Genomic DNA, 19,730 nt, shown 5'->3' with positions numbered 1-19,730 from the left:
AATTTTAAAAAAGAGCGTGCGACTATTTTGATAGTCAGCCATGAGGCCTCAAGAACTGGAGCTCCGATATTGAGCCTGAACATCGTTCAGCATTGCATTAAACGCTACAACGTGGTCGCGCTGTGCCTAGAGCCAGGAATACTATCTGAGTCCTTTCGTCAGGCGGGAGCTATCACCATTATCTCGTCGGAGATACGGCGACATTCGGTGCTGGTCCAGGAGGTTCTAGAGGATCTATGTGGTCGGTTTAAATTCAAATATGCGCTAATTAACAGCATAGAGTCACGTGAAGTGTTGCCAGCGCTGGCCCAGCATTTCGTGCCAACAATCAGCCTGATCCATGAATTTGCGTCTTACACGCGGCCGAGATCTGCGTTCAGGGATACGTTGTTGTGGTCTACCGATGTAGTGTTCTCCGCTAGAGTCACCATGGAGAACGCGCTGATCGAATGCCCGGATTTTGGCAAGCGTTCGGCGCAGATCTTGCCACAGGGGCGATGTCTAGTGCCGGTCGGTGAGTTTGGCGCAGAGCATCAGCAAGTCGAGAGTATTCGTATTCGGCAGCTGATCAGGCCCACACATCTAGCCAAGGACACTGTTGTTGTGCTGGGGGCGGGGTTTGTGCAGTTACGCAAAGGGGTGGATCTATTCATCGAATGCGCCGCGCGAGTGCTGGGGTCACCAGATGGGGTGCAATACCGGTTTGTCTGGGTCGGCAAGGGTTACGACCCGGAGCACGATGTGAACTATTCGGTGTATCTGGCTGATCAGGTTCGGCGCGCTAATCTGCAAGATCACGTGGTGTTCATCGACGAGACAACGGCCATCGAAGCGGCTTACGAAGAAGCAGACTTACTGCTGCTGTCGTCAAGACTCGACCCTCTGCCTAACGTCGCGATTGATGCCATGGTGCATGCAGTGCCAGTTCTGTGTTTTGACAAGACGACCGGGATTGCAGACTTTCTCATCGAAAGTGGGTTGAAGGACGCTTGCGTGGCACGATACCTAGATTGCGGGGAGATGGCCGAAAAAATTCGAGCTTTAGCACGATCGCCCCAAGAGCGGGCGGCCGTGGCTGATCTCACGCGTATAGCGTCCAGTGCCTTCTTCCAAATGGAAGACTACGTAGCACGCTTGGAGTCATTGGCTCAAAACGTGTGCGAGCGCAACCGTCAAGAACAAGCGGACACGCAGACCATTTTGGATTCCGGGCTATTCCAGCGTGACTTCTGCTGCCCACCGCACGCACAAGGGCGAACGGTCGAAGCAGAGGTACGCGCTTACGTACGGGCGTGGGCGAGTGGGATTGGCCGGCGTAAACCACAGCCCGGATTTCACCCCGGCATCTACCTGGAGCAGCACGGATTGACTGCGAAGACGTCCGACCCATTTGCTGACTATTTAAGAGCTGGTCGACCTGAGGGGCCTTGGCACTACCAGGTGATCGAATCGGGCGTAGAGCAGCGACCAGTAGTGATGGGGCAATCACGTGTGGCCTTGCATCTGCACGTGCATTATCCGGAGCTCCTCGTCCAGATTCTCGAAAGGTTGAAGCACAACCACGTCCGGCCGGACTTGTTTGTGAGCGTCAACTCTGAGGAGGTACGTAATGCGGCCATTCAAGAGTTAAAGGCTTATGCAGGGAAGGTGGTAGCGGTGGAGTTAGTGCCCAACCGTGGGCGAGACATCGGACCGTTATTGACCACATTTGCATCGAAATTGCTGGGGCAGTACGACATCATCGGTCATTTGCACACGAAGAAAAGTGCAGACGTGAAGGATGTACGCATGGGGCAGTCGTGGTATCAGTTCTTGCTAGAGAACTTGCTCGGCAGCGCGGCGGCAGGATCGATGGCAGATGCTATTTTGGCGGCGATGCAAGCAGACACCTCTATTGGCATGGTGTTCCCAGACGATCCGCACATTCTGGGGCTGACGGTTAACCGGCAGGAGACTGAATTGCTCGCACCGAGGTTAGGTGTTCAGGCGCTGCCGGAACACTTCAACTTTCCAGTAGGGTCAATGTTTTGGGCTCAAACGGCGGCGTTGGAGCCGCTAATGCGATTGGGATGGACTTACGCAGACTATCCGGAAGAACCATTGCCCTACGACGGCACGAGGCTGCACGCAGTGGAACGGTTGTTTGCTTTGGGACTGACTCCGCTGCGGTTACGCAGTGCAAGTAGCCACGTGACGGACCTGACTCGATGAAGATCACGATATTTGACGACGGAGGCTTCGCTGGATCCCCGATCGCGGACCGGTTACTTCGCAATGGGCATGCGTTGCGCATCTTTGAGCGACCCCAGATGGCGCCATCCGGAGCGTTCACGACGCGCGATGACCCAATCTGCGACGCGCGGAGTAACTTGATGGCGATGCTGCCGTTGCCTAAGGTGATGTTGCACTACTTGAGGCAGCGCTGCGCATTCAACATCAGCTCAGAAACAGGGACCAAACGGCGTACGTTCATCAGTATGCAGGAGTTGGTGCTACAGCTGCAACGGCGCTACCTACCGGGACGCCGATTCGATATACCAATGAGCGTGCTGGACAACAATTTAGCGACTAACCAGCTGGGGTGGGCACCAGAGGTGGCACTCGAAAACGGGACTACCCGGACCGCTGCATACATGAAGCAGTTTTTAAGAAAATGAGCGCCGCCGCCAATATGTCGAGAAAATTAGTGCAAGCCGTACGGTATGGTCAGCAGAATGGGTGGGGCGCGTTAACCCGTCTTCTTCGCAGGCGCCTTAGAGAGGGAGGCAGGTTCTTAGGTAAAGCTTCTGTGACCCGTCCTTACGACGAGTTGTTGGGGGCGTTTTTTGGATTGGAGTCGTTAGCACAATGTGTGCCTCCGATGACCATCAACTGGTTTATTCCTCCCGTTGGCAAGGGATCGGGTGGGCACCTAAATATTCTTCGATTCATTAAGAATTTAGAGGATTTAGGCTATACGAATCGGATTGTCATCGTAGGCCAACCATCACCACCTTCAGCCGCAGCCGCGAAGCGGGATATCGAAAAATGGTTCTTCCCCCTTAAGGCCTCGGTACATCTTGGGGCCGATGACGCTACGCCAGCCGCATATTTTGCAATGGCCACATCCTGGCAGACGGCTTACTACGTCAGACGCTTTCAATCTTGTAAGCAGAGATGTTATTTCGTGCAGGATTACGAACCGTGGTTCTACCCCGCAGGCAGTAACGCGATGCTCGCGGAGGCTACGTACCGTTTTGGCTTTGCTGCTTTCACTGCAGGCGACTGGCTCGCACAGAAGTTGCACCAAGAGCATGGCGCTCGTACACGCTCTATTGGGTTCTCATATGATCGTGATTTATATCGCCCTATGCCAGAGCTACGCGGTGGCGATGGCTTTCACCGAGTCATGTTCTATGCTCGTCCACCGACACCTCGTCGTGCATTTGAGTTGGGCATTCTTGTACTAAGAGATGTGGCAAAGCGGGTGCCGCAAATGAGGGTTGTATTGGCAGGATGGGACGTGAGGGGTTATGACATCCCTTTTCCTTGCGAGTACGCCGGGTTGGTGGAAATCGACAAACTACCCGCGCTATACGCGCGCTGCGACGCGGCGTTAGTTCTCTCCTGCTCTAATCTTTCTCTGCTGCCGCTTGAATTAATGGCGTGTGGTGTGCCTGTCATTAGCAATCGTGCCCCCTATACACAGTGGTTGCTCAACGATGAAAATGCCAAACTAGCCGACCCCGATATCCAGAGCCTGGTAGACGCCGTGGTGGAGGTGCTGGAAACGCCGGCCGTGGCACAGCGTATACGGCACGCTGGCGCAGCGTTTGCGGAGGCGACATCGTGGGAGCGCGAAGCCGCCCGCATGGCCGAAGGATTGGCAGCACTGGCGGGTGGGCAGCCATGAAACGCGGGCGCATGTTGTGGCTCCTGGTGTCGGTCGTTGTGATGCTCCGCCTTTACCTAACGGGTGATCGAAATATCCTAGCGCTGAACTCGCCGCATGACGAGTATTGGTACATCGAGAACGCATTTAATCGGGTTTGGGGTGGTCACTACAACGAGATGACATTGATCCATCTCCCTGTATATTCGGCGTGGCTGACCATGCTGAAGATGTTTGGTATGCAAGCGCGACTGGCGATCGATGTCGGCTGGCTTCTGGCAGGCGGTTATCTGGCGTATGCCATTGGCCGGCTCACTCGATCCACATGGACGGGGTTTGTGCTGTTCGCCATCCTGGCGTTTCACCCCTACATCATCCGCATCTTCGACCGCGCGTTGGCAGAAACTCTGTTGACCGTGCTAAGCGCTGCGGTACTCGCGGCCGGCATCGAACTGTGGAATCGCCGGGCTGAGGCGCCATCGCCCGGCCGTCGCCTCGCCTGGGTGGTGTATGGCCTCGGCTTCTCGCTCGCATACTACACGCGCACCGAAGGCATCGTACTGTTAGCGCCCTTATGTCTGCTGGCCTGCTGGTCGCTCTATAAGCGCGACGTTTGGTGGAGCAGCCAGGGCCGTTCCACCCAGGTGGCACCTCTGCTGGCGTTGCCACTGGTCTCCATCCTTTTTCTGGGAGGTGTGCTGTCGGCAGGTAACTACTTGAAATGGGGTGTCTGGGTCAGTCAGGAGCTTGCCGCGCCGGGCTACAAAAGTGCAATGGAGGCGTTAAGTAGCATCGATACGGGACCGACACCCAAACAAATCACGGTCACGCGCGAGATGATGATGCTGGCTTTCCGTGAAAGTCCCACGTTCCGCGAGTTGCAGTTGGCCATGGAGGGAGACGTCGGTCAACAGTGGGTCGCCATTGCCAAGCCCTATGTGGCGGCTCCGGGCGAGGTCGGCAATGGCTGGTTCTACTGGGCGCTACGTGACGTGGCAGCGCATTCGGGCTGGCATCAGAACGCGCGGCTGGCAGAAAGCAAATATTCCTCGGTCGCAGCCGAGCTGCAACAGGCCTTCGTCGTTGGGCGGCTCAAAAAACGTCTGATGATCGCTTCATTCGTAGACCCAGATTACGCAAAATGGCTACCCGACCTGCCCGCTTCACTTGGCGGCGTTGCTCGGCTGCTGGTACAGCCTAAGTTCGAGTACGTCGAGACTCCGTCCGAAAATGCATCTGTAGATCAGTTCGACCGATATGCCGCTATGACAGGTCGCAGAGGGACCTTGCCGCGTACAGCGGTCACTGGTTGGGTGGTTGCCCCGCAAGGGACGCTGATCGGCTTGGCGGCGTCGAATGCTCCACCCGCTTGGCAGCCGCTTGGACCTTTGCGCTCAGATGTGCCGAATGCATTCAGCTTCAAACTGACGGAGCGCGGCTATCTGGCATTTAGAGAGCTAGTCGTGCAAATGCCAGATGGGCGCCAAGGCGCCGTGGATCTTGCAGCGCTTGCTGTAGGGAAGACTGCCACTATTCGGGGCCCCACGCCGCTGCTGCTGGGCGTTGACCAGTTAGAGGTCGATACCGTACAGCAACGTGCCAATCGGCTCCTCCCCAAGCTGGCGAGCGTCTATACCGTTCTTGGCTATTTGTGCTGCTTGTTCATTGCCGTCGTAGCCTGCTATGCGTTATTGGTTCGTCGACAGGCCCACGGCCTGACACCATTGGTGTTTCTGATGGGCGCCATGATCATCGCGCGCATTGGGCTACTGGCCATTCTGGATGCCAGTTCGTGGAATGGTACGCAGGCGAGATACCTGATGCCGGTTATTCCATCGTTTATGTGCGCCGGGGTATTGAGTTTTTTTGTTTTGTTAGGTAATTTAAAAAAGAAACTTTGAATTAAATTATTCAAAGAATTTGTACATGAAAAATATAAATATATTTCATTCTTTCTTCCTTGGCAAGGAGAAAGAAAGGAAGTCAAACGTTCTACTGTTGTTGGTTGGTGTATTCCTGGTTTTTTCGTATGTAAAGAATTCGGTCGTCATTTTCGATGACCTTTATATTCCAAGACACTATTCTGATATCGTGACCGGTGAAGGATGGCTCCGAGCTGCAGTGACAATTTTTACCGGAGGGGATCTTTCCCGAGAATATCGAACCTACGGACTCTCGAGATTGATGCAATTTAGTATCTGGAGTATTTTCGGGGGGAAAAGTTTAATTTATCCAGTTCTGATTTCAATATCGCAAATATTGACTTCACTTTTACTCATCCGCTTTTTTCGGAAACTCAAAACATCCGAGCCCATGGCTCTTTTTGTTGCGCTCGCATGGTTGGTTTCGCCATTTTTTATCACATGGACATTTCATCATTACTCCTACTTGATTTTTCCATTTCAAGTATGGATTTTTACAGTATATTTGGCCATATATGCGGGAGAGCGTAATTATTATTTTTGGATCCCTACTGGACTGGGGGTTGCCTGTGCGTTAACGGGTGAGATGCATCTCCCAGCAGCACTACTGTCATTGCTATTTCTATCTATTTTTCCCAAACAAACAGCCGTCAGGAAATTTGCGATTTTTGCATTGTTGGCTTTTTTAGCAGCGCTCTTTCTGCATCGATTAAATTGGGTATTTTTCATCCGGGACAATAATCTGCCGCAGCGATTTTCCTTTCAGGTCAATAATTTTGACATATCGAAAGTTTTCGACAGCGTGTGGTTGTCCATATACTCCATCTATCTGTCTTTCGCGCGACAGATCGCTGACATTTCAGGCGAAGGATTGTGGTGGGGAGGGCTCTTAGCAATATTCTTGGTCATAGCATTTCTGTTGTGCATTGCAAAAGAAAAAGATATCCCAGGCGAAAAAAAGATAGAAATACATATTGCATCAGGCTTGCTGCTTGTCGCTATTGCTTCATTTTCTCTTTATGTACTAATTTCGGTAACTTTGGGGGAAAAGGCACCGATCATGCCGCGGCGCTATGGCTACATACCATTAACATTAATTGCCATTGCAATATCCATTTTATTGGCAGAAGTCCTAAATCTGTTGTCATGGCCTTCGCGAGGTTATCAACGCATTGGGTATGCCATCGCCTTAGGGGCATTCCTAGCACTATCTGGGCAATTTCAGGCGGTTGTTCTGACGAAGCAGCGAAAAATTGATGCAAAACTAACCACGGCATTGCTGCAGGCGAAAATGACTTCTGAGAAGACAGAAAATAAAAATAAATCTGTTTTATTTTTTGTTGCCAGTGATTCAAAATACTGGGAAGGCCTGGGTGATGGCTCTGTTCTGGGGCCAAAAATGGAATCTTTTGAAAGACGAGAGTTATTTGAGTCGCCCTGGGGAATTTACTGGACAGCAAAGTCTTATTCTGTTGATTTTCTAGGATTTGAATACTCCGCTATGGTGAGTCATTGCAAATCTGACTCATTGAACGGTTTGATTCGGAGCTTGTCATGTGATTCTGAATGGGCCTATCCCATGGCAAAAAAAACCATTGATGCCAAAAACGTTATTGTTATGGCGAATTTAAGTCTAGAGAAATTTGATCCAAATGGAGAGTGGATCAAGATTTTTCATAATTATGCAGAATTTGAACCGAATAATTTTTCCCGTCGCATTGAGAGAGATGCCCTGAAGATCGCAACAACATTTTCAGAAGATTTTTCGGTGGATTTAGGCCAAAAAGACCCCTCCCTCGTAGTTGGGCGAGGTGTAGTTGTGGATAAGCTTTTTACCGATCATGTCGCGATACCAAGTGATTGGGTAGCCAATTATGGGTTGATCGATGGCGGTGACGCCGTTTATTCCCATCCTGACATCAGAAGCGATCTTGCTTCTTACAAAACTAATCGAAACGGTGCTTTTTCTTATGAAGTTGAATTCAAGAGACCAACCAACGTTGAGGTGAGTTTGGATTTTTGGGAGCAATGGGGGCGCAAACAGGGCGAGCGAGTGTTCTATCTTCAAGTGAGCTGGGATGGCGTTCGGTGGGCCGACGTCGGTGCCATTGATATGGCTGCTATTAATCAAGATGCACCATTTTCGATTATTCTAAAGAAAAAAGATATCACACTTTTTTCTTTCAGATTGAAGCCTGCAGAGGGAACCAAGGATGTTCCGGTCATTCAGAACATTCGGCTACGGAGGATTTAAATTGATAACTTTTTCGCTTTATAAGTCATTCGTCAAAAAAGGAAATAAATTTTGAAATATATATTGACGTGGCGGCGTGCATCTTCAATATTGTTGTTCGTTTTTTTTGTACTTTCCATCCGCTGGTCTTTGTTGGACAACAGTCCACCTGCCTGGGATCAAGGCTTGTATTTGTATCAGTCTGCCGGTTTGCACCATGTTCTGCAGGAAAGTGGTTTTTGGAATTTCTGTACCGCCGTTTTCAATGTCGATAGGGGGCGGGTTCCCTTAATACTCATGCTCGTGCAGCCCGCATTCTACTTTTTTGAAATAAGCCTGGATGCTGCAGTTATTAGTCTAAATTTTAGCTGGCTTATTTTGGCTTGGTCAATTCATGGGATTGTTCAGCGGATAGGTAGAAATATAAATACCGAAAAAGCATATTTTTTTGCCTTCGCTTTTTTCGGTTTCTATCCACTCACCGTGATGTTGTCACATAACTTCTTGGTTGAACTTTCACTTTCCGCATGGGTTTGTGCTTCCATTTACTCCATCTTGATGCTACAGCAGACAAAACAAGTCCGATGGTCGTTTACCGCAGGCTTATTCATTGGCTTGGGGTTGTTGACGAAAGTGACGTTTGTTGTTTTTGTATTTCCAATGGTCGGCCTTGTTTTACTACGCTTAATGAAAGAGATGACATATCGAGAATTGACAACATTAATTCTTCCAGCATGCGTAATCACGGCGATAATTTCGTGTCCCTATTATTTATATAATATCAAACCCATTTTTTCGATGACAACTTTCTTGTCATCCAAAGAACTGGCGAAATTGTATGGTTTTGGTGACGTATTTGATTTTTCAACCATCATTAATTATTGGAGCTCCGTTTTTATTTCTCCAGTTTTCTTGATTACAGCTTGTTTATTTATTTTCGGCAGCCTCAGGCTTTCCGGAAAAATAAAAGGATTTCTATATTTTTTCAAAAATTGGAATTTCCTTTTGATGTTGGCTTGGTTCTTTATCCCCTTTGTTTTGGCTACATTTGGAGAAATAAAAGATCCGCGTTATTTATTTCCGGCCTTGATCCCGATTTTTATTATCTCAGGCATCGCCGCCGCATATACTCTTGAATCCAATAGGATTCTTATTTTCGGTAGCGCTATCTTTTTGATCTTGTTGCTCCCGTCCTATTTGTACAGCAATGCCTTTCTGGGCGAGAGACAGTTCACTAATTTCGTGAACGTTTTGGGTATACATATGCTGAGACAGAGTGATCAACCCCCAGATCCTAGGGAGTGGAAAACGGATCAATTAGTACGCCACATCGGAGGCTATTTCGACAAAAAATGGGCAAACAACAAAGTTGTATTTTTGGGAGGAGGCAGATACTACCACCTAAGATTATTAGATTACGAGGGGTTAATAATTGGGGTAGCGCCTCATTATTTAACTTTGCCATATTACGAAGACCCTGATATGTCGTTAGAAAAAGCCCTGAACTTTATTTACACGAGTGGCTCCAGCGGCGTTCTATTTAAGAGCGGTGAGAATTGGCCAAAATTTTCGTCCCGACTTGATTTGAAAATCATAGAAATATTAAAAAACGATCCGAGGTATGCAGCTTATGACCTCGGTATCGAGCAGCCAGATGGAAGCCGGTTCACCTTCTTCCAGAACAAGGCTTTTCTCACCGTGCCAATCCATTCACCGTCCGAGGTAACTGGGGGTTGGAAAGTTGGCGGAGGTGTAGCAGCAATCGACGCGCGTGATGAAAAAACAGTCACGGTTACAACCGAAACGGGTGTTCGAGCCCTCGCCGTTATACGAGATGGCTCAATCTATGTCCAAGACTGGGGTGTTTCCGGGACGATTACGGCCGACGCTGAATCTATTCGCTGGAGCAATGGATCCATTTGGCGCAAGACGGCCGCGAGATGAGCTGCTGATACTCTAAAATTTAAGGTTTTTTGGTCGAAATTATGAAAAAAATTAAATATCTCATTCTGGGCGCCGGTCCCAGCGGGCTGACGCTCGCCCATTCCTTGGTCGATGCGGGTTGTCCACTTGATCAGATCCTCGTGGTCGAAAAGGAAGCCGTCTCCGGCGGCCTATGCCGGTCCGAAATGGTGGACGGCGCCCCGCTGGACATCGGTGGCGGTCACTTTCTGGACCTGAAGCGCAAAGAAGTGCTGGACTTCGTGTTCCGCTTCATGCCGCGTGAAGAATGGGACCTCTACGATCGCGTGTCGAAAATCCGCATCCGCGATGTCGAGGTGGACCACCCGCTGGAAGCCAATCTTTGGCAACTTCCTACTGAGGTTCAGGCTGACTACCTTGAGTCGATTGCGCAGGCTGGTTGCATCCGTGGTGAAGAGATGCCTGAGTCCTTCGCCGCATGGATCAATTGGAAGTTGGGTGATCGCATTGCGCAAGAATACATGTTGCCCTACAACCGCAAGATCTGGTCGATGGACCCCGACGCGCTGGGCACCTATTGGTTGTACAAGCTTCCCAACGTCTCTTTCCGGGAGACCTTGCTGAGTTGCCTGGAAGGTAAGCCGATGGGAGCGCTACCGGCCCACGGCACCTTCCTGTACCCAAAGAAATTCGGCTACGGGGAAGTGTGGCGCCGCATGGGCGAGGCGCTAGGCGATTCGCTGGTGAGCAATTGCACGGTGGAAACGATCGATCTGGGCACCCGCACGGTCAATGGCCGCTGGCAGGCAGAAACCATCGTGTCGTCCATTCCCTGGACGTTATGGCCAGGCTACTGCCCTATTCCTGAAGATGTCAAAGCGGCGATCTCTTGCCTGAAAAATGCACCGATCGACGTCGATTATCATCAGGAGACGTTGGACAGCAGGGCGCATTGGACTTACGAGCCAGACGAGTCGGTTCCGCACCATCGCTTGTTGCTCCGTTCTAATTTCTCAACGGGTGCGCGCGGTTACTGGACAGAGGCTAACGCCTCACGTTCGACTCCCGCCCAGGGACCTCGCTTTCATAACGAATTTGCGTATCCAATCAACACGCTCGGCAAGCCAGAAGCGGTTGAGAAGATTTTGACGTGGGCCAAAGCTAATGGTGTGATCGGACTGGGCCGTTGGGGCCGCTGGGAACACATGAATTCCGACGTCGCTGTGGCCGAAGCGCTGCAGATGGCCAATCAACTGAAAACTGGGTCGTAGTGTGAAAATTTCTTTGTGTTTGATAGTTTGGAATGAGTTACAGGGTTGTCAGGCTGACGTACCTAATCTGCCAATCAGTGAGTTCGATGAAGTATTTGCGGTTGATGGGGGCAGTACCGACGGCACCGTTGAATACCTGGAAAGCCAGGGCATCAAGGTTCATCGCCAACCCAAGCGTGGATTGAATGCCGCATACGTTCACGCTAATGAAGTGGCAACAGGGGACGCGGTAGTCGTCTTTTTCGCAAAGGGCACATTACCGACGGGCGACCTTCTCAAATTCCGGCCGCTTTTTGATAAAGGCAATGATCTCGTGATCGCCAGCAGGCAACTACCGGGGTCTGTGAACGAAGAAGATGCGCACTTTTTCCGCCCACGCAAATGGGCAGTCATGGGTCTTGCAGCTGCCGCCGCGTTGGTTTGGCGTCGCGAAGGCCCGTGGGTACGAGATGTATTGCATGGATTCAAGGGCTGGAAACGTGAGGCCTTTAAACGGATGAAAGTTCTCGATGTGGGGCTATCAATCGACATCGAAATGGTGGTTCGTTCCTACAAACTCAGAATATCGCGAGTTGAATTCCCAACGCAAGAAATCTCACGGGGTTACGGTGAGACACATTTCAAGATATGGCCGACAGGTAAACGCTTGCTGGGTTATTTGTGGTTTGAATTGCGACGAAACGATTAAGGAAGCATGTGAATAATCCCCCTAGCATGCTTCGTAGAATTTTAAACTCCATATGGTTTAAGTTAGCAATTGCATTTTTTATCATAGGATTGTTAATCTATTTCAATCGCATTGATATATCTGTAATCATTGCATTAACCAAAACCTGGCCATGGCTTGTGGGCGCACTGTTACTGACTTTACCGCCGTTCTGGATCGTCTCTTATCGCTTCAAGATCATACTTTCGAGCCAGGGTATTGATGTTTCTCACCCTCAAGCATTGCGCTGGACAATGATCGGTTCTTTTTTTGATCTTGCCATGCCAAGCTCCAATGGGGGCGATTTTGTGAAGGCCGGTTATGTGGCCGAACATGTTGGTGCAGGCTTGCGAACCCGTGCGGTCATGGCTGTAGCAATAGATCGCGTTGTAGGTTTATTGGGGCTTTTTTTACTTGCTGCGATAGTTAGTGTCATCGGATGGAATTTATTGGTAGACCTGCCTTCCCGTCTTTTAGTGGTAGGCCTGTCATTTTTAGCTGGAATTGGCCCCTTGATTTTTCTCCGGATTGCTGGAGCACGCCGTCTTTACAACAGCAGTCGCATTAACCGTTGGTTGATGGACCATTCATGGGGGCTTCGTTTAAAGCAAATGATTGGCTCTTTCAATGCATTACGCGAAAATCCTAAGGTACTTATTGCAAGTTTAGCACTTTCTATTCTGAATCATATTTTTTGGTGTACTGCATTGCTTTTTATTGCTTATGCAGTCGGAGACACCATAGATCCATTGAAAGGATTTATAGTTTTCCCACTCGCCATATTTGGTGGAATTTTTGGTGTTGCCGGGGGTTTTGGCTTGGGGACTGCAGCATTTGATTTTTTGCTGTCACATTTATTGCTTATTCAAAACGGGGCCGTTATCGGTCTGCTTTTTCAAATCATCGGAGCACTTTCCCGGCTACTCGGCCTACCGTACTTTCTAAAGAGTCACCATATCCCACATTAGTTGCTTAGTGGCGCACCAGTTCTGTGAAAAAGTAGTTTCTTTATTTCAAAAGCATTAGTTTGATAGCATCCGAAGCATCTAGCGGTTAAAATTTCAGGCTAAATTTAGCCGCCCTCCCGGCCGTTGCCGTACTTTAAAAATTGATTACCAGGAAATTAAATTGAACCACCCAAAAGTTGCACTGATTACCGGCGTCACAGGCCAAGATGGCGCTTACTTGGCCGAATTGTTACTGAAAAAAGGGTACATCGTGCACGGCGTAAAGCGCCGTTCCTCGCTGTTCAATACAGATCGTATTGACAACCTCTACCAGGATCCACATGTTGACAACGCAAAGTTCAAGTTGCATTACGGTGACCTGACGGACTCCACCAACTTAATCCGCATCATCCAGCAGGTGCAACCTGACGAGATATATAACTTGGCGGCGATGAGCCATGTTGCAGTGTCGTTCGAAACCCCTGAGTACACGGCCAATGCAGACGGTATCGGCACCCTGCGTATTCTGGAAGCCATCCGTATCCTGGGCCTGGAAAAGAAGACCCGCTTTTACCAAGCCTCCACTTCCGAGCTGTATGGCCTGGTGCAGGAAACTCCTCAAAAGGAAACCACACCGTTCTACCCACGCAGCCCGTATGCAGTTGCCAAAATGTATGCGTTCTGGATCACCGTGAATTACCGCGAGGCCTACGGCATTTACGCCTGTAACGGTATTTTGTTCAACCACGAAAGTCCAATCCGTGGCGAGACCTTCGTGACGCGCAAGATCACCCGCGCCCTGGCGCGCATCAAGCTTGATCTGCAGGACTGCCTGTATCTGGGCAATATGGACTCTCTGCGCGACTGGGGCCATGCCAAAGACTATGTTGAGATGCAATGGTTGATGCTGCAGCAGGATAAGCCTGAAGACTTCGTCATCGCCACAGGCGTGCAGTACAGCGTGCGTGACTTCGTCAATGCTGCAGCCTTGGAACTCGGTATCCAGATGCGCTGGGAGGGCCAGGGGGTGGACGAAAAGGGCTACGATGCATCCACAGGAAAATGCATTGTTCAAGTAGACCCTCGCTACTTCCGCCCCACCGAAGTCGAAACGCTGTTAGGCGATGCCACCAAGGCAAGACAGAAGCTCGGCTGGACACCGCAAATCAGCTTCCAGGAGTTGGTCTCGGAAATGGTGCGCTCCGACCTCAAGAGTGCACAACGCGACGAACTGGTCAAAAAGCACGGCTTCACAACATACGATTACCACGAGTGAAGCAAGCCTGCCATGGATAAAACTAGCAAGATTTATATTGCAGGTCATCGTGGTTTGGCCGGTGGTGCCATATTGCGTGCGTTGCAAGAACAGGGCTACTCCAACCTTGTAACCCGCACCCACGCCGAACTTGATCTGGAAGACGCTGCCGCCACGCAACATTTCTTTGAGCAAGAACACCCGGAGGTGGTCTTCCTGGCTGCGGCAAAAGTCGGCGGAATCCACGCCAACAATACCTATCCAGTTGATTTCTTGATGAGCAACCTGCTCATTGAAGCCAACATCTTCCGTGCGGCACATGCCAGCAAAGTGGATCGACTGATCTTCCTGGGTAGCTCCTGCATTTACCCGCGCGATTGCCCTCAGCCAATCAAGGAAGAATATTTGCTGACCGGTGTACTGGAAGCAACCAATCGCCCTTACGCCCTGGCCAAAATTGCCGGTATTGAGATGTGCTGGTCGTACAACCGCCAGTACGGTACAAAATGGTTGGCGGCCATGCCCACCAATCTGTATGGCCCTGGCGACAACTACGACCTGAACAACTCACATGTCCTGCCCGCGTTAATCCGCAAGATGCACGATGCCAAGCAGGATGGTCTCAAGGAAGTCGTACTCTGGGGCAGCGGTACGCCCAAACGCGAATTCCTGTACGTGGACGATCTGGCCAAGGCGCTAGTATTCCTCGCGAGCCTGGACGCTGCGCGATACAACGCGCTCACCCATCCTTCGCTGTGCCCTCTCATCAACGTGGGTTCTGGCGAAGACCTGAGCATCCGCGCGCTGGCCGAAACCATTGCAGAAGTGGTGGGTTACACCGGCGAGTTCGTACAGGACACCAGCAAGCCTGACGGCACGATGCGGAAAATCATGGATGTATCCAAAGTCCGTAATTTGGGATGGACGCCCACGATCGATTTGCGTACTGGCATCCAAAAGGCCTACGACAGCTATTTGTGCAGCCAGGCGTAAACGACGTGGCGGTTCGGATGTGAAGCCCTCTGTTTCTGTTGCCTTGTGCACCCACAACGGCGCGCGTTTCATCCTCGACCAGGTCAACAGCATTGGCCAGCAAAGCGTTTTGCCAGCGCAGATTGTGGTATCGGACGATGCATCCAGCGATCACTGCGTCGAAATCGCCCAGGCAGCCATTGCAGAGCTGCAATCCCAATCGGACTTGCAGCTACAGATATTGCGCAACAACCCACCCCTCAAGGTCGTCAAGAACTTTGAGCAGGCGGTGTCGGCTTGTACCGGCGATCTAATTGCCTTGTGTGACCAGGACGACGCCTGGCACCCAGACCGGCTGGAGCGCATGGTGGCTGAATTTGAGCGCCGCCCTGACCTGCTGCTGCTGCACAGCAATGCGCGGCTGATCGACGCCCAAGGGGCGGATCTGTCCGAGTCATTGTTTGATGCCATAGAAGTTCAGCCTTTTGAACTGGCATGGATACACGGCGGGCGCGCCATCGATACCTTGCTGCGCCGCAACGTGGTGACTGGAGCTACCACGGTATTTCGCCGCTCGCTGCTGCAGTACGCACTACCCTTCCCGCCCGAGTGGCTGCACGACGAATGGCTGGCTATGGTCGCAGCTGCGGTGGGCCGAGTCGATGTGCTGGAAGACCGGCTGATTGACTACCGCCAGCATGCGGCCAACCAAGTCGGGGCTCGCCGAGAAACCCTACTTGCGAAGATGCAGAAAGCGCTGTCCACGCGCGACCATACGCTGGCGGCCCGTGCCGTCAGGGTCGAGGTGCTGCTAGACCGCTTGCTGCAGTTCGGCGATGCGGTACCGCCCGAAACCATCGAGAAAGTGCGGAAGAAACTGGCACACCAGCGTTTTCGGGCCTCGTTACCGCAGCGCCGTATGGCCCGCTGGCTACCGGTAGTGGGTGAGCTTGTCACCGGCCGCTACAACCAGTTTGGCCGCGGCCTGCATTGCGTAGCGCGTGACTTGCTAGAGTCTGGCGGCGGGTGAGCCCTGCAAGCGCCACACCCGGTACGCACACCCAATAGCTATCAAACTCATAGCTAGTGACGCCCAGTAAACAAGCGCCAGGCCATACTTTGAGCTTAAATATCCGCCGGCAAGAGCCCCCAGCACACCCGGGCAACCGTAGCCGAGCACGGTGTACAGCGCCTGTCCTCTTCCACGCAACCGGCCAGGGAAGTGGTGCGACAGCAGGCTGATGCACACGCCGTGGTGTGCGGCAAAGGTCAAGGCATGCAGGGTCTGGGCCAGCACCAGCACCCACAGAACACTGGCACTGCTGGCGGTCAGCAGCATGCGGATGGCCATCGCCGCGGCGCTGAGCATCAGCCAAGCCGGTAGGCTGAAGCGCGACAGCCAGCGGCTTTGGGTGAAAAACCAAGCGACCTCGGCCACCACCGATACAGCCCATAGCAAACCAATAGTGGTTTTGCTGTAACCCAGAGAATCCAGGTACAGCGAAAAAAACACATTGATACCGGTATGCGACAGCACCTGGAAAAAGCAGCTGACAAACAGCCACTGCACCGGCCGTTCACGCAAGATGGGCCACACTGGCGGCCGCGGCTGGCGGGTGTGCACGGCGTCTTTGGTATTCGGCATCCAGGCAGTGCTGGTCGCCAGCATCAGCAAAGTCCCCCAAGTCAGCATCGGAAAGCTTTGCATGCCGAAGCGGTCGAACCACATGCCGAACAGCAGCACCGACAGCATGAAACCGACCGATCCCCACAACCGCACACGGCCATAGCGACGGGCGTTGAATCCGCCGTCCCGGCTGACCAGTTCGGCCAGGGCGGCCTCGCTCAGCGGTGTCATCGAACTGGTATGCGTGTAAATCAGCAACAGCACCGCCCCCAGCCAGGCATAGCCCCAGCCCAGCGCCAACCCCAGCGATGCCACCAAGGCGGCCACCGCGCAGTAGCGCAGCAAAGCCACCCGCTCACCCGTGTGGTCGCTCAAGGCACCCCAGGCATACGGCGCAAACAGGCGCGTCGTGGCTTGCACCGATGTCAGCACCGAAATCGCCAACAAACCCATGCCCTGGCTCTTCAGCCACAGCGGCAGGTAAGAGGTAAAGAAACCTACGTGGGCGAAATAGCAGGCCGAAAACAGTGCAAACGGGGCCAGCTGGCGGCGGCTAACCGCCTGCGCACTGGCCGCCGCGGGCATCAGATCGCCGAAGCAGCGATGGGTGCTACCGGCTGCACCACGTCAGCGTTCTGGGCGCGCTGGCGCAGGGCATGCTCCATCACCACCAGGGCCAGCAGCGCCTCCACGATCGGCGTGGCACGGATGCCTACGCAGGGGTCATGGCGGCCCTTGGTGACCACATCGACCGGCTGGCCTTGCGTGTCGATGGACTCGCGCGGCGTGATGATGGAACTGGTGGGCTTGATCGCAATGGAAACTTCCAGGTCCTGGCCGGTGCTGATGCCACCAAGCACGCCACCGGCGTTGTTGGACTTGAAGCCTTCTGGTGACAACGAGTCGCCATGCATGCTGCCGCGCTGGGCCACGCTGGCAAAACCCGCACCGATCTCCACGCCCTTGACGGCATTCAGGCCCATCATGGCAAAGGCGATGTCGGCATCCAGCTTGTCGTACAAGGGCTCGCCCAGACCGACCGGCACGCCGCTGGCCGTGACCCGGATACGCGCGCCGCAGGAGTCACCGGCTTTGCGCAAGGCATCCATGTAGTCTTCCAACGCCGATACATCGGCGACCGGCGCGTAGAAAGGGTTGTTCGGCACATGCTCCCAGCTCTCGAACGGAATGGGCAGATCCCCCACCTGGGTCATGCAGCCGCGGAAAGACACACCGTATTTCTCGGCCAGCCACTTCTTGGCGACGGCGCCGGCGGCCACCGTGGGCGCGGTCAGGCGGGCCGACGAACGGCCACCGCCCCGCGGGTCGCGGATGCCGAACTTGTGCCAGTAGGTGTAGTCGGCATGGCCAGGCCGGAAGCTCTGCGCGATGGCGCTGTAGTCCTTGCTGCGCTGGTCGGCATTGCGGATCAGCAGGGCAATCGGGGTGCCGGTGGTTTTACCCTCGTACACGCCGCTCAGTATCTCGACCGTATCGGGCTCGTTGCGCTGGGTCACGTGGCGGCTGGTGCCGGGGCGGCGGCGGTCCAGGTCAGCCTGGATGTCGGCCTCACACAAGGCCATGCCCGGGGGGCAGCCGTCAATCACGCAGCCAATGGCCGGGCCGTGGGATTCACCAAAGTTGGTGACTGCGAATAAGGTTCCGAAGGTATTGCCGCTCATAGCCTGAATTATCCCCCACGCGGCAGGAACAGTTCATGCTTATGCGGCTCTACACACTGCCGGTGTTTACGCACTTTTTTCAAGGAGAGGCCTATGCTGCAAGCAACCACGACCGAGTTCTCCCACGTCAAGCCAGAGGACACGCAGTATGTCAGCGGCGGTTTGCGCGACTTCTTTCTGTACCGCGATCTGGGTATTGCCGAGGCCACGCACGGAAAGGTGATTGCGCACCTTGTTAAAGCCAATATGGCGCCAGAAAAGGGCACGGGCTGGCACCGGCATGAAGCGGAATTTCAAATCGTGATCATGCTCAAGGGCTGGGCCCGCTTCATGTACGAAGACAAGGAAACCCTGGTGCAGGCGGGAGACTGCGTACACCAGCGCCCTGGCATACGCCACTACCTGTTCGACTACTCGCCCGACATGGAATACCTGGAAATCGTGTCGCCGGCGGACTTCAAATCGATCGACGTGGAGCCGGTATGCGACATCCCGGAGCCAACGCCCTGGAACTGAGCACTTGCAGGGGATGCTGAGTCCCCTGCCCTTCAAAACTCGGCGTCCAGTTCGTCGATATCGTCGGGCTCCTTCAGAGCCTCGGCGACCCACTCCTGCATGGCGGGCAGCTCCATGATGCGCTGGCAGTAGGCGGCACACACCGGATCCAGCGCCACGTTGTAAGTCAAAAAGCGGGTCACCACCGGCGCATACATGGCGTCGGCCAGGCCCACCTGCTGGCCAAACAGATACGGACCACCGTAGTTGGCCAGGCATTCCTTCCAGATTTCCACAATCCGATCGATATCGCTCTGGGCCCGCGACCAGATTTTGAAGTCGGCGAAATGCGCCTTGATGTTCATCGGCAAGGCCGTGCGTAAGGACGAAAAGCCCGAATGCATCTCACCGCAGATCGCCCGGCAATGGGCCCGGGCCGCCTGGTCGGCCGGCAGCAGGCCCGCCTTGGGCTTGATTTCGTTCAGGTATTCGCCAATCGCCAAGGTGTCCCACACCTTGATCTTGTTGTGCTGCAAAGACGGCACCAGCATCGACGACGACAGCAGCATCATCTCGGCCTTCATGGCCGGATCGTCCGGGGAGACCACTTTCTCGGTGAACTCCAGCCCCGCCAACTTGGCTGCCAACCAACCACGCAAAGCCCAGGCACCATAGTTTTTGCTGCTGATCGTCAACTCTGCTTTGCGCATGGATGCTCCTTGTGTGGTGAGCCTGTTGAGCAAGGGCTGTGCCAAAGCCGGCGCTGGTTTCATCCGCTTCCACACAAATGGGGATGGATGGCCCGTAACTTGCCTGCAGTGATGTA

At 53.1% G+C, this 19,730-nt stretch carries 16 protein-coding genes; 13 read left to right on the top strand and 3 right to left on the bottom strand.

The annotated features are described in order from the left end of the window. Nucleotides 1–69: 69 nt before the first annotated feature. From J2X19_RS04795 to J2X19_RS04740, 12 genes are all read left to right on the top strand, one after another. Nucleotides 70–2,211: a rhamnan synthesis F family protein gene (locus J2X19_RS04795; protein WP_310371130.1), complete on the top strand. Its 2,142-nt coding sequence runs from the start codon at nt 70–72 to the stop codon at nt 2,209–2,211. Next, on the top strand, nt 2,208–2,657 hold the full coding sequence (locus J2X19_RS04790; protein WP_310371128.1) for a Rossmann-fold NAD(P)-binding domain-containing protein: 450 nt from the start codon (nt 2,208–2,210) through the stop codon (nt 2,655–2,657). Before J2X19_RS04795 ends, J2X19_RS04790 begins: the two co-directional genes overlap by 4 nt. A 203-nt stretch (nt 2,658–2,860) precedes the next feature. Continuing rightward, entirely contained in the window at nt 2,861–3,892 is a 1,032-nt protein-coding gene (locus J2X19_RS04785; protein ID WP_310371126.1) for a glycosyltransferase family 4 protein, read from the top strand. 11 nt (nt 3,893–3,903) lie between these two features. Continuing rightward, the gene (locus J2X19_RS04780) at nt 3,904–5,772 is read left to right on the top strand and encodes a hypothetical protein (RefSeq protein ID WP_310371124.1); all 1,869 of its coding nucleotides are present in this window, start codon (nt 3,904–3,906) and stop codon (nt 5,770–5,772) included. Nucleotides 5,773–5,797: 25 nt separating this feature from the next. Continuing rightward, nucleotides 5,798–8,047, top strand: coding sequence for a hypothetical protein (locus tag J2X19_RS04775; protein ID WP_310371122.1), 2,250 nt, complete (start codon nt 5,798–5,800; stop codon nt 8,045–8,047). A gap of 51 nt (nt 8,048–8,098) precedes the next feature. Further along, nucleotides 8,099–9,970 (top strand): ArnT family glycosyltransferase, encoded by a 1,872-nt coding sequence (locus tag J2X19_RS04770; protein WP_310371120.1) that lies wholly within the window; start codon nt 8,099–8,101, stop codon nt 9,968–9,970. A gap of 41 nt (nt 9,971–10,011) precedes the next feature. Next, complete coding sequence (locus tag J2X19_RS04765) at nt 10,012–11,220, top strand: NAD(P)-binding protein (protein ID WP_310371119.1); 1,209 nt, start codon at nt 10,012–10,014, stop codon at nt 11,218–11,220. A gap of 1 nt (nt 11,221) precedes the next feature. Further along, nucleotides 11,222–11,908 carry a glycosyltransferase gene (locus J2X19_RS04760; protein WP_310371117.1) on the top strand — a complete coding sequence of 229 codons (687 nt, stop codon included), beginning with the start codon at nt 11,222–11,224 and terminating at the stop codon, nt 11,906–11,908. Nucleotides 11,909–11,916: 8 nt separating this feature from the next. Next, the gene (locus J2X19_RS04755; protein WP_310371115.1) at nt 11,917–12,894 is read left to right on the top strand and encodes a lysylphosphatidylglycerol synthase transmembrane domain-containing protein; all 978 of its coding nucleotides are present in this window, start codon (nt 11,917–11,919) and stop codon (nt 12,892–12,894) included. A 154-nt stretch (nt 12,895–13,048) separates the two neighbouring features. Further along, nucleotides 13,049–14,149 carry a GDP-mannose 4,6-dehydratase gene (gmd, locus tag J2X19_RS04750; RefSeq protein WP_369821609.1) on the top strand — a complete coding sequence of 367 codons (1,101 nt, stop codon included), beginning with the start codon at nt 13,049–13,051 and terminating at the stop codon, nt 14,147–14,149. A 12-nt stretch (nt 14,150–14,161) separates the two neighbouring features. After that, nucleotides 14,162–15,121 carry a GDP-L-fucose synthase family protein gene (locus J2X19_RS04745; RefSeq protein WP_310371111.1) on the top strand — a complete coding sequence of 320 codons (960 nt, stop codon included), beginning with the start codon at nt 14,162–14,164 and terminating at the stop codon, nt 15,119–15,121. Nucleotides 15,122–15,140: 19 nt separating this feature from the next. Beyond that, nucleotides 15,141–16,130, top strand: coding sequence for a glycosyltransferase family 2 protein (locus J2X19_RS04740; protein ID WP_310371109.1), 990 nt, complete (start codon nt 15,141–15,143; stop codon nt 16,128–16,130). Here J2X19_RS04740 and J2X19_RS04735 read toward each other — a convergent pair. Beyond that, nucleotides 16,110–17,312: an MFS transporter gene (locus J2X19_RS04735; protein ID WP_310371107.1), complete on the bottom strand. Its 1,203-nt coding sequence runs from the start codon at nt 17,310–17,312 to the stop codon at nt 16,110–16,112. The genes J2X19_RS04740 and J2X19_RS04735 overlap by 21 nt on opposite strands. Further along, nucleotides 17,312–18,409: a chorismate synthase gene (gene aroC / locus J2X19_RS04730; RefSeq protein WP_310371104.1), complete on the bottom strand. Its 1,098-nt coding sequence runs from the start codon at nt 18,407–18,409 to the stop codon at nt 17,312–17,314. The genes J2X19_RS04735 and aroC overlap by 1 nt, the downstream gene beginning before the upstream one ends. A 93-nt stretch (nt 18,410–18,502) precedes the next feature. On the opposite strand from aroC, the gene J2X19_RS04725 reads away from it, so the two are divergent. Next, nucleotides 18,503–18,925, top strand: coding sequence for a cupin domain-containing protein (locus tag J2X19_RS04725; RefSeq protein WP_116604536.1), 423 nt, complete (start codon nt 18,503–18,505; stop codon nt 18,923–18,925). A 32-nt stretch (nt 18,926–18,957) separates the two neighbouring features. Here J2X19_RS04725 and J2X19_RS04720 read toward each other — a convergent pair whose 3' ends face one another. Continuing rightward, on the bottom strand, nt 18,958–19,614 hold the full coding sequence (locus J2X19_RS04720; RefSeq protein ID WP_116604537.1) for a glutathione S-transferase: 657 nt from the start codon (nt 19,612–19,614) through the stop codon (nt 18,958–18,960). Between the last annotated feature and the right edge of the window lie 116 nt (nt 19,615–19,730).

Source organism: Rhodoferax ferrireducens, from assembly GCF_031458075.1.
GTDB classification, from domain to species: domain Bacteria; phylum Pseudomonadota; class Gammaproteobacteria; order Burkholderiales; family Burkholderiaceae_C; genus Rhodoferax_B; species Rhodoferax_B ferrireducens_A.
This window is presented reverse-complemented; position numbering and strand designations above follow the sequence as displayed.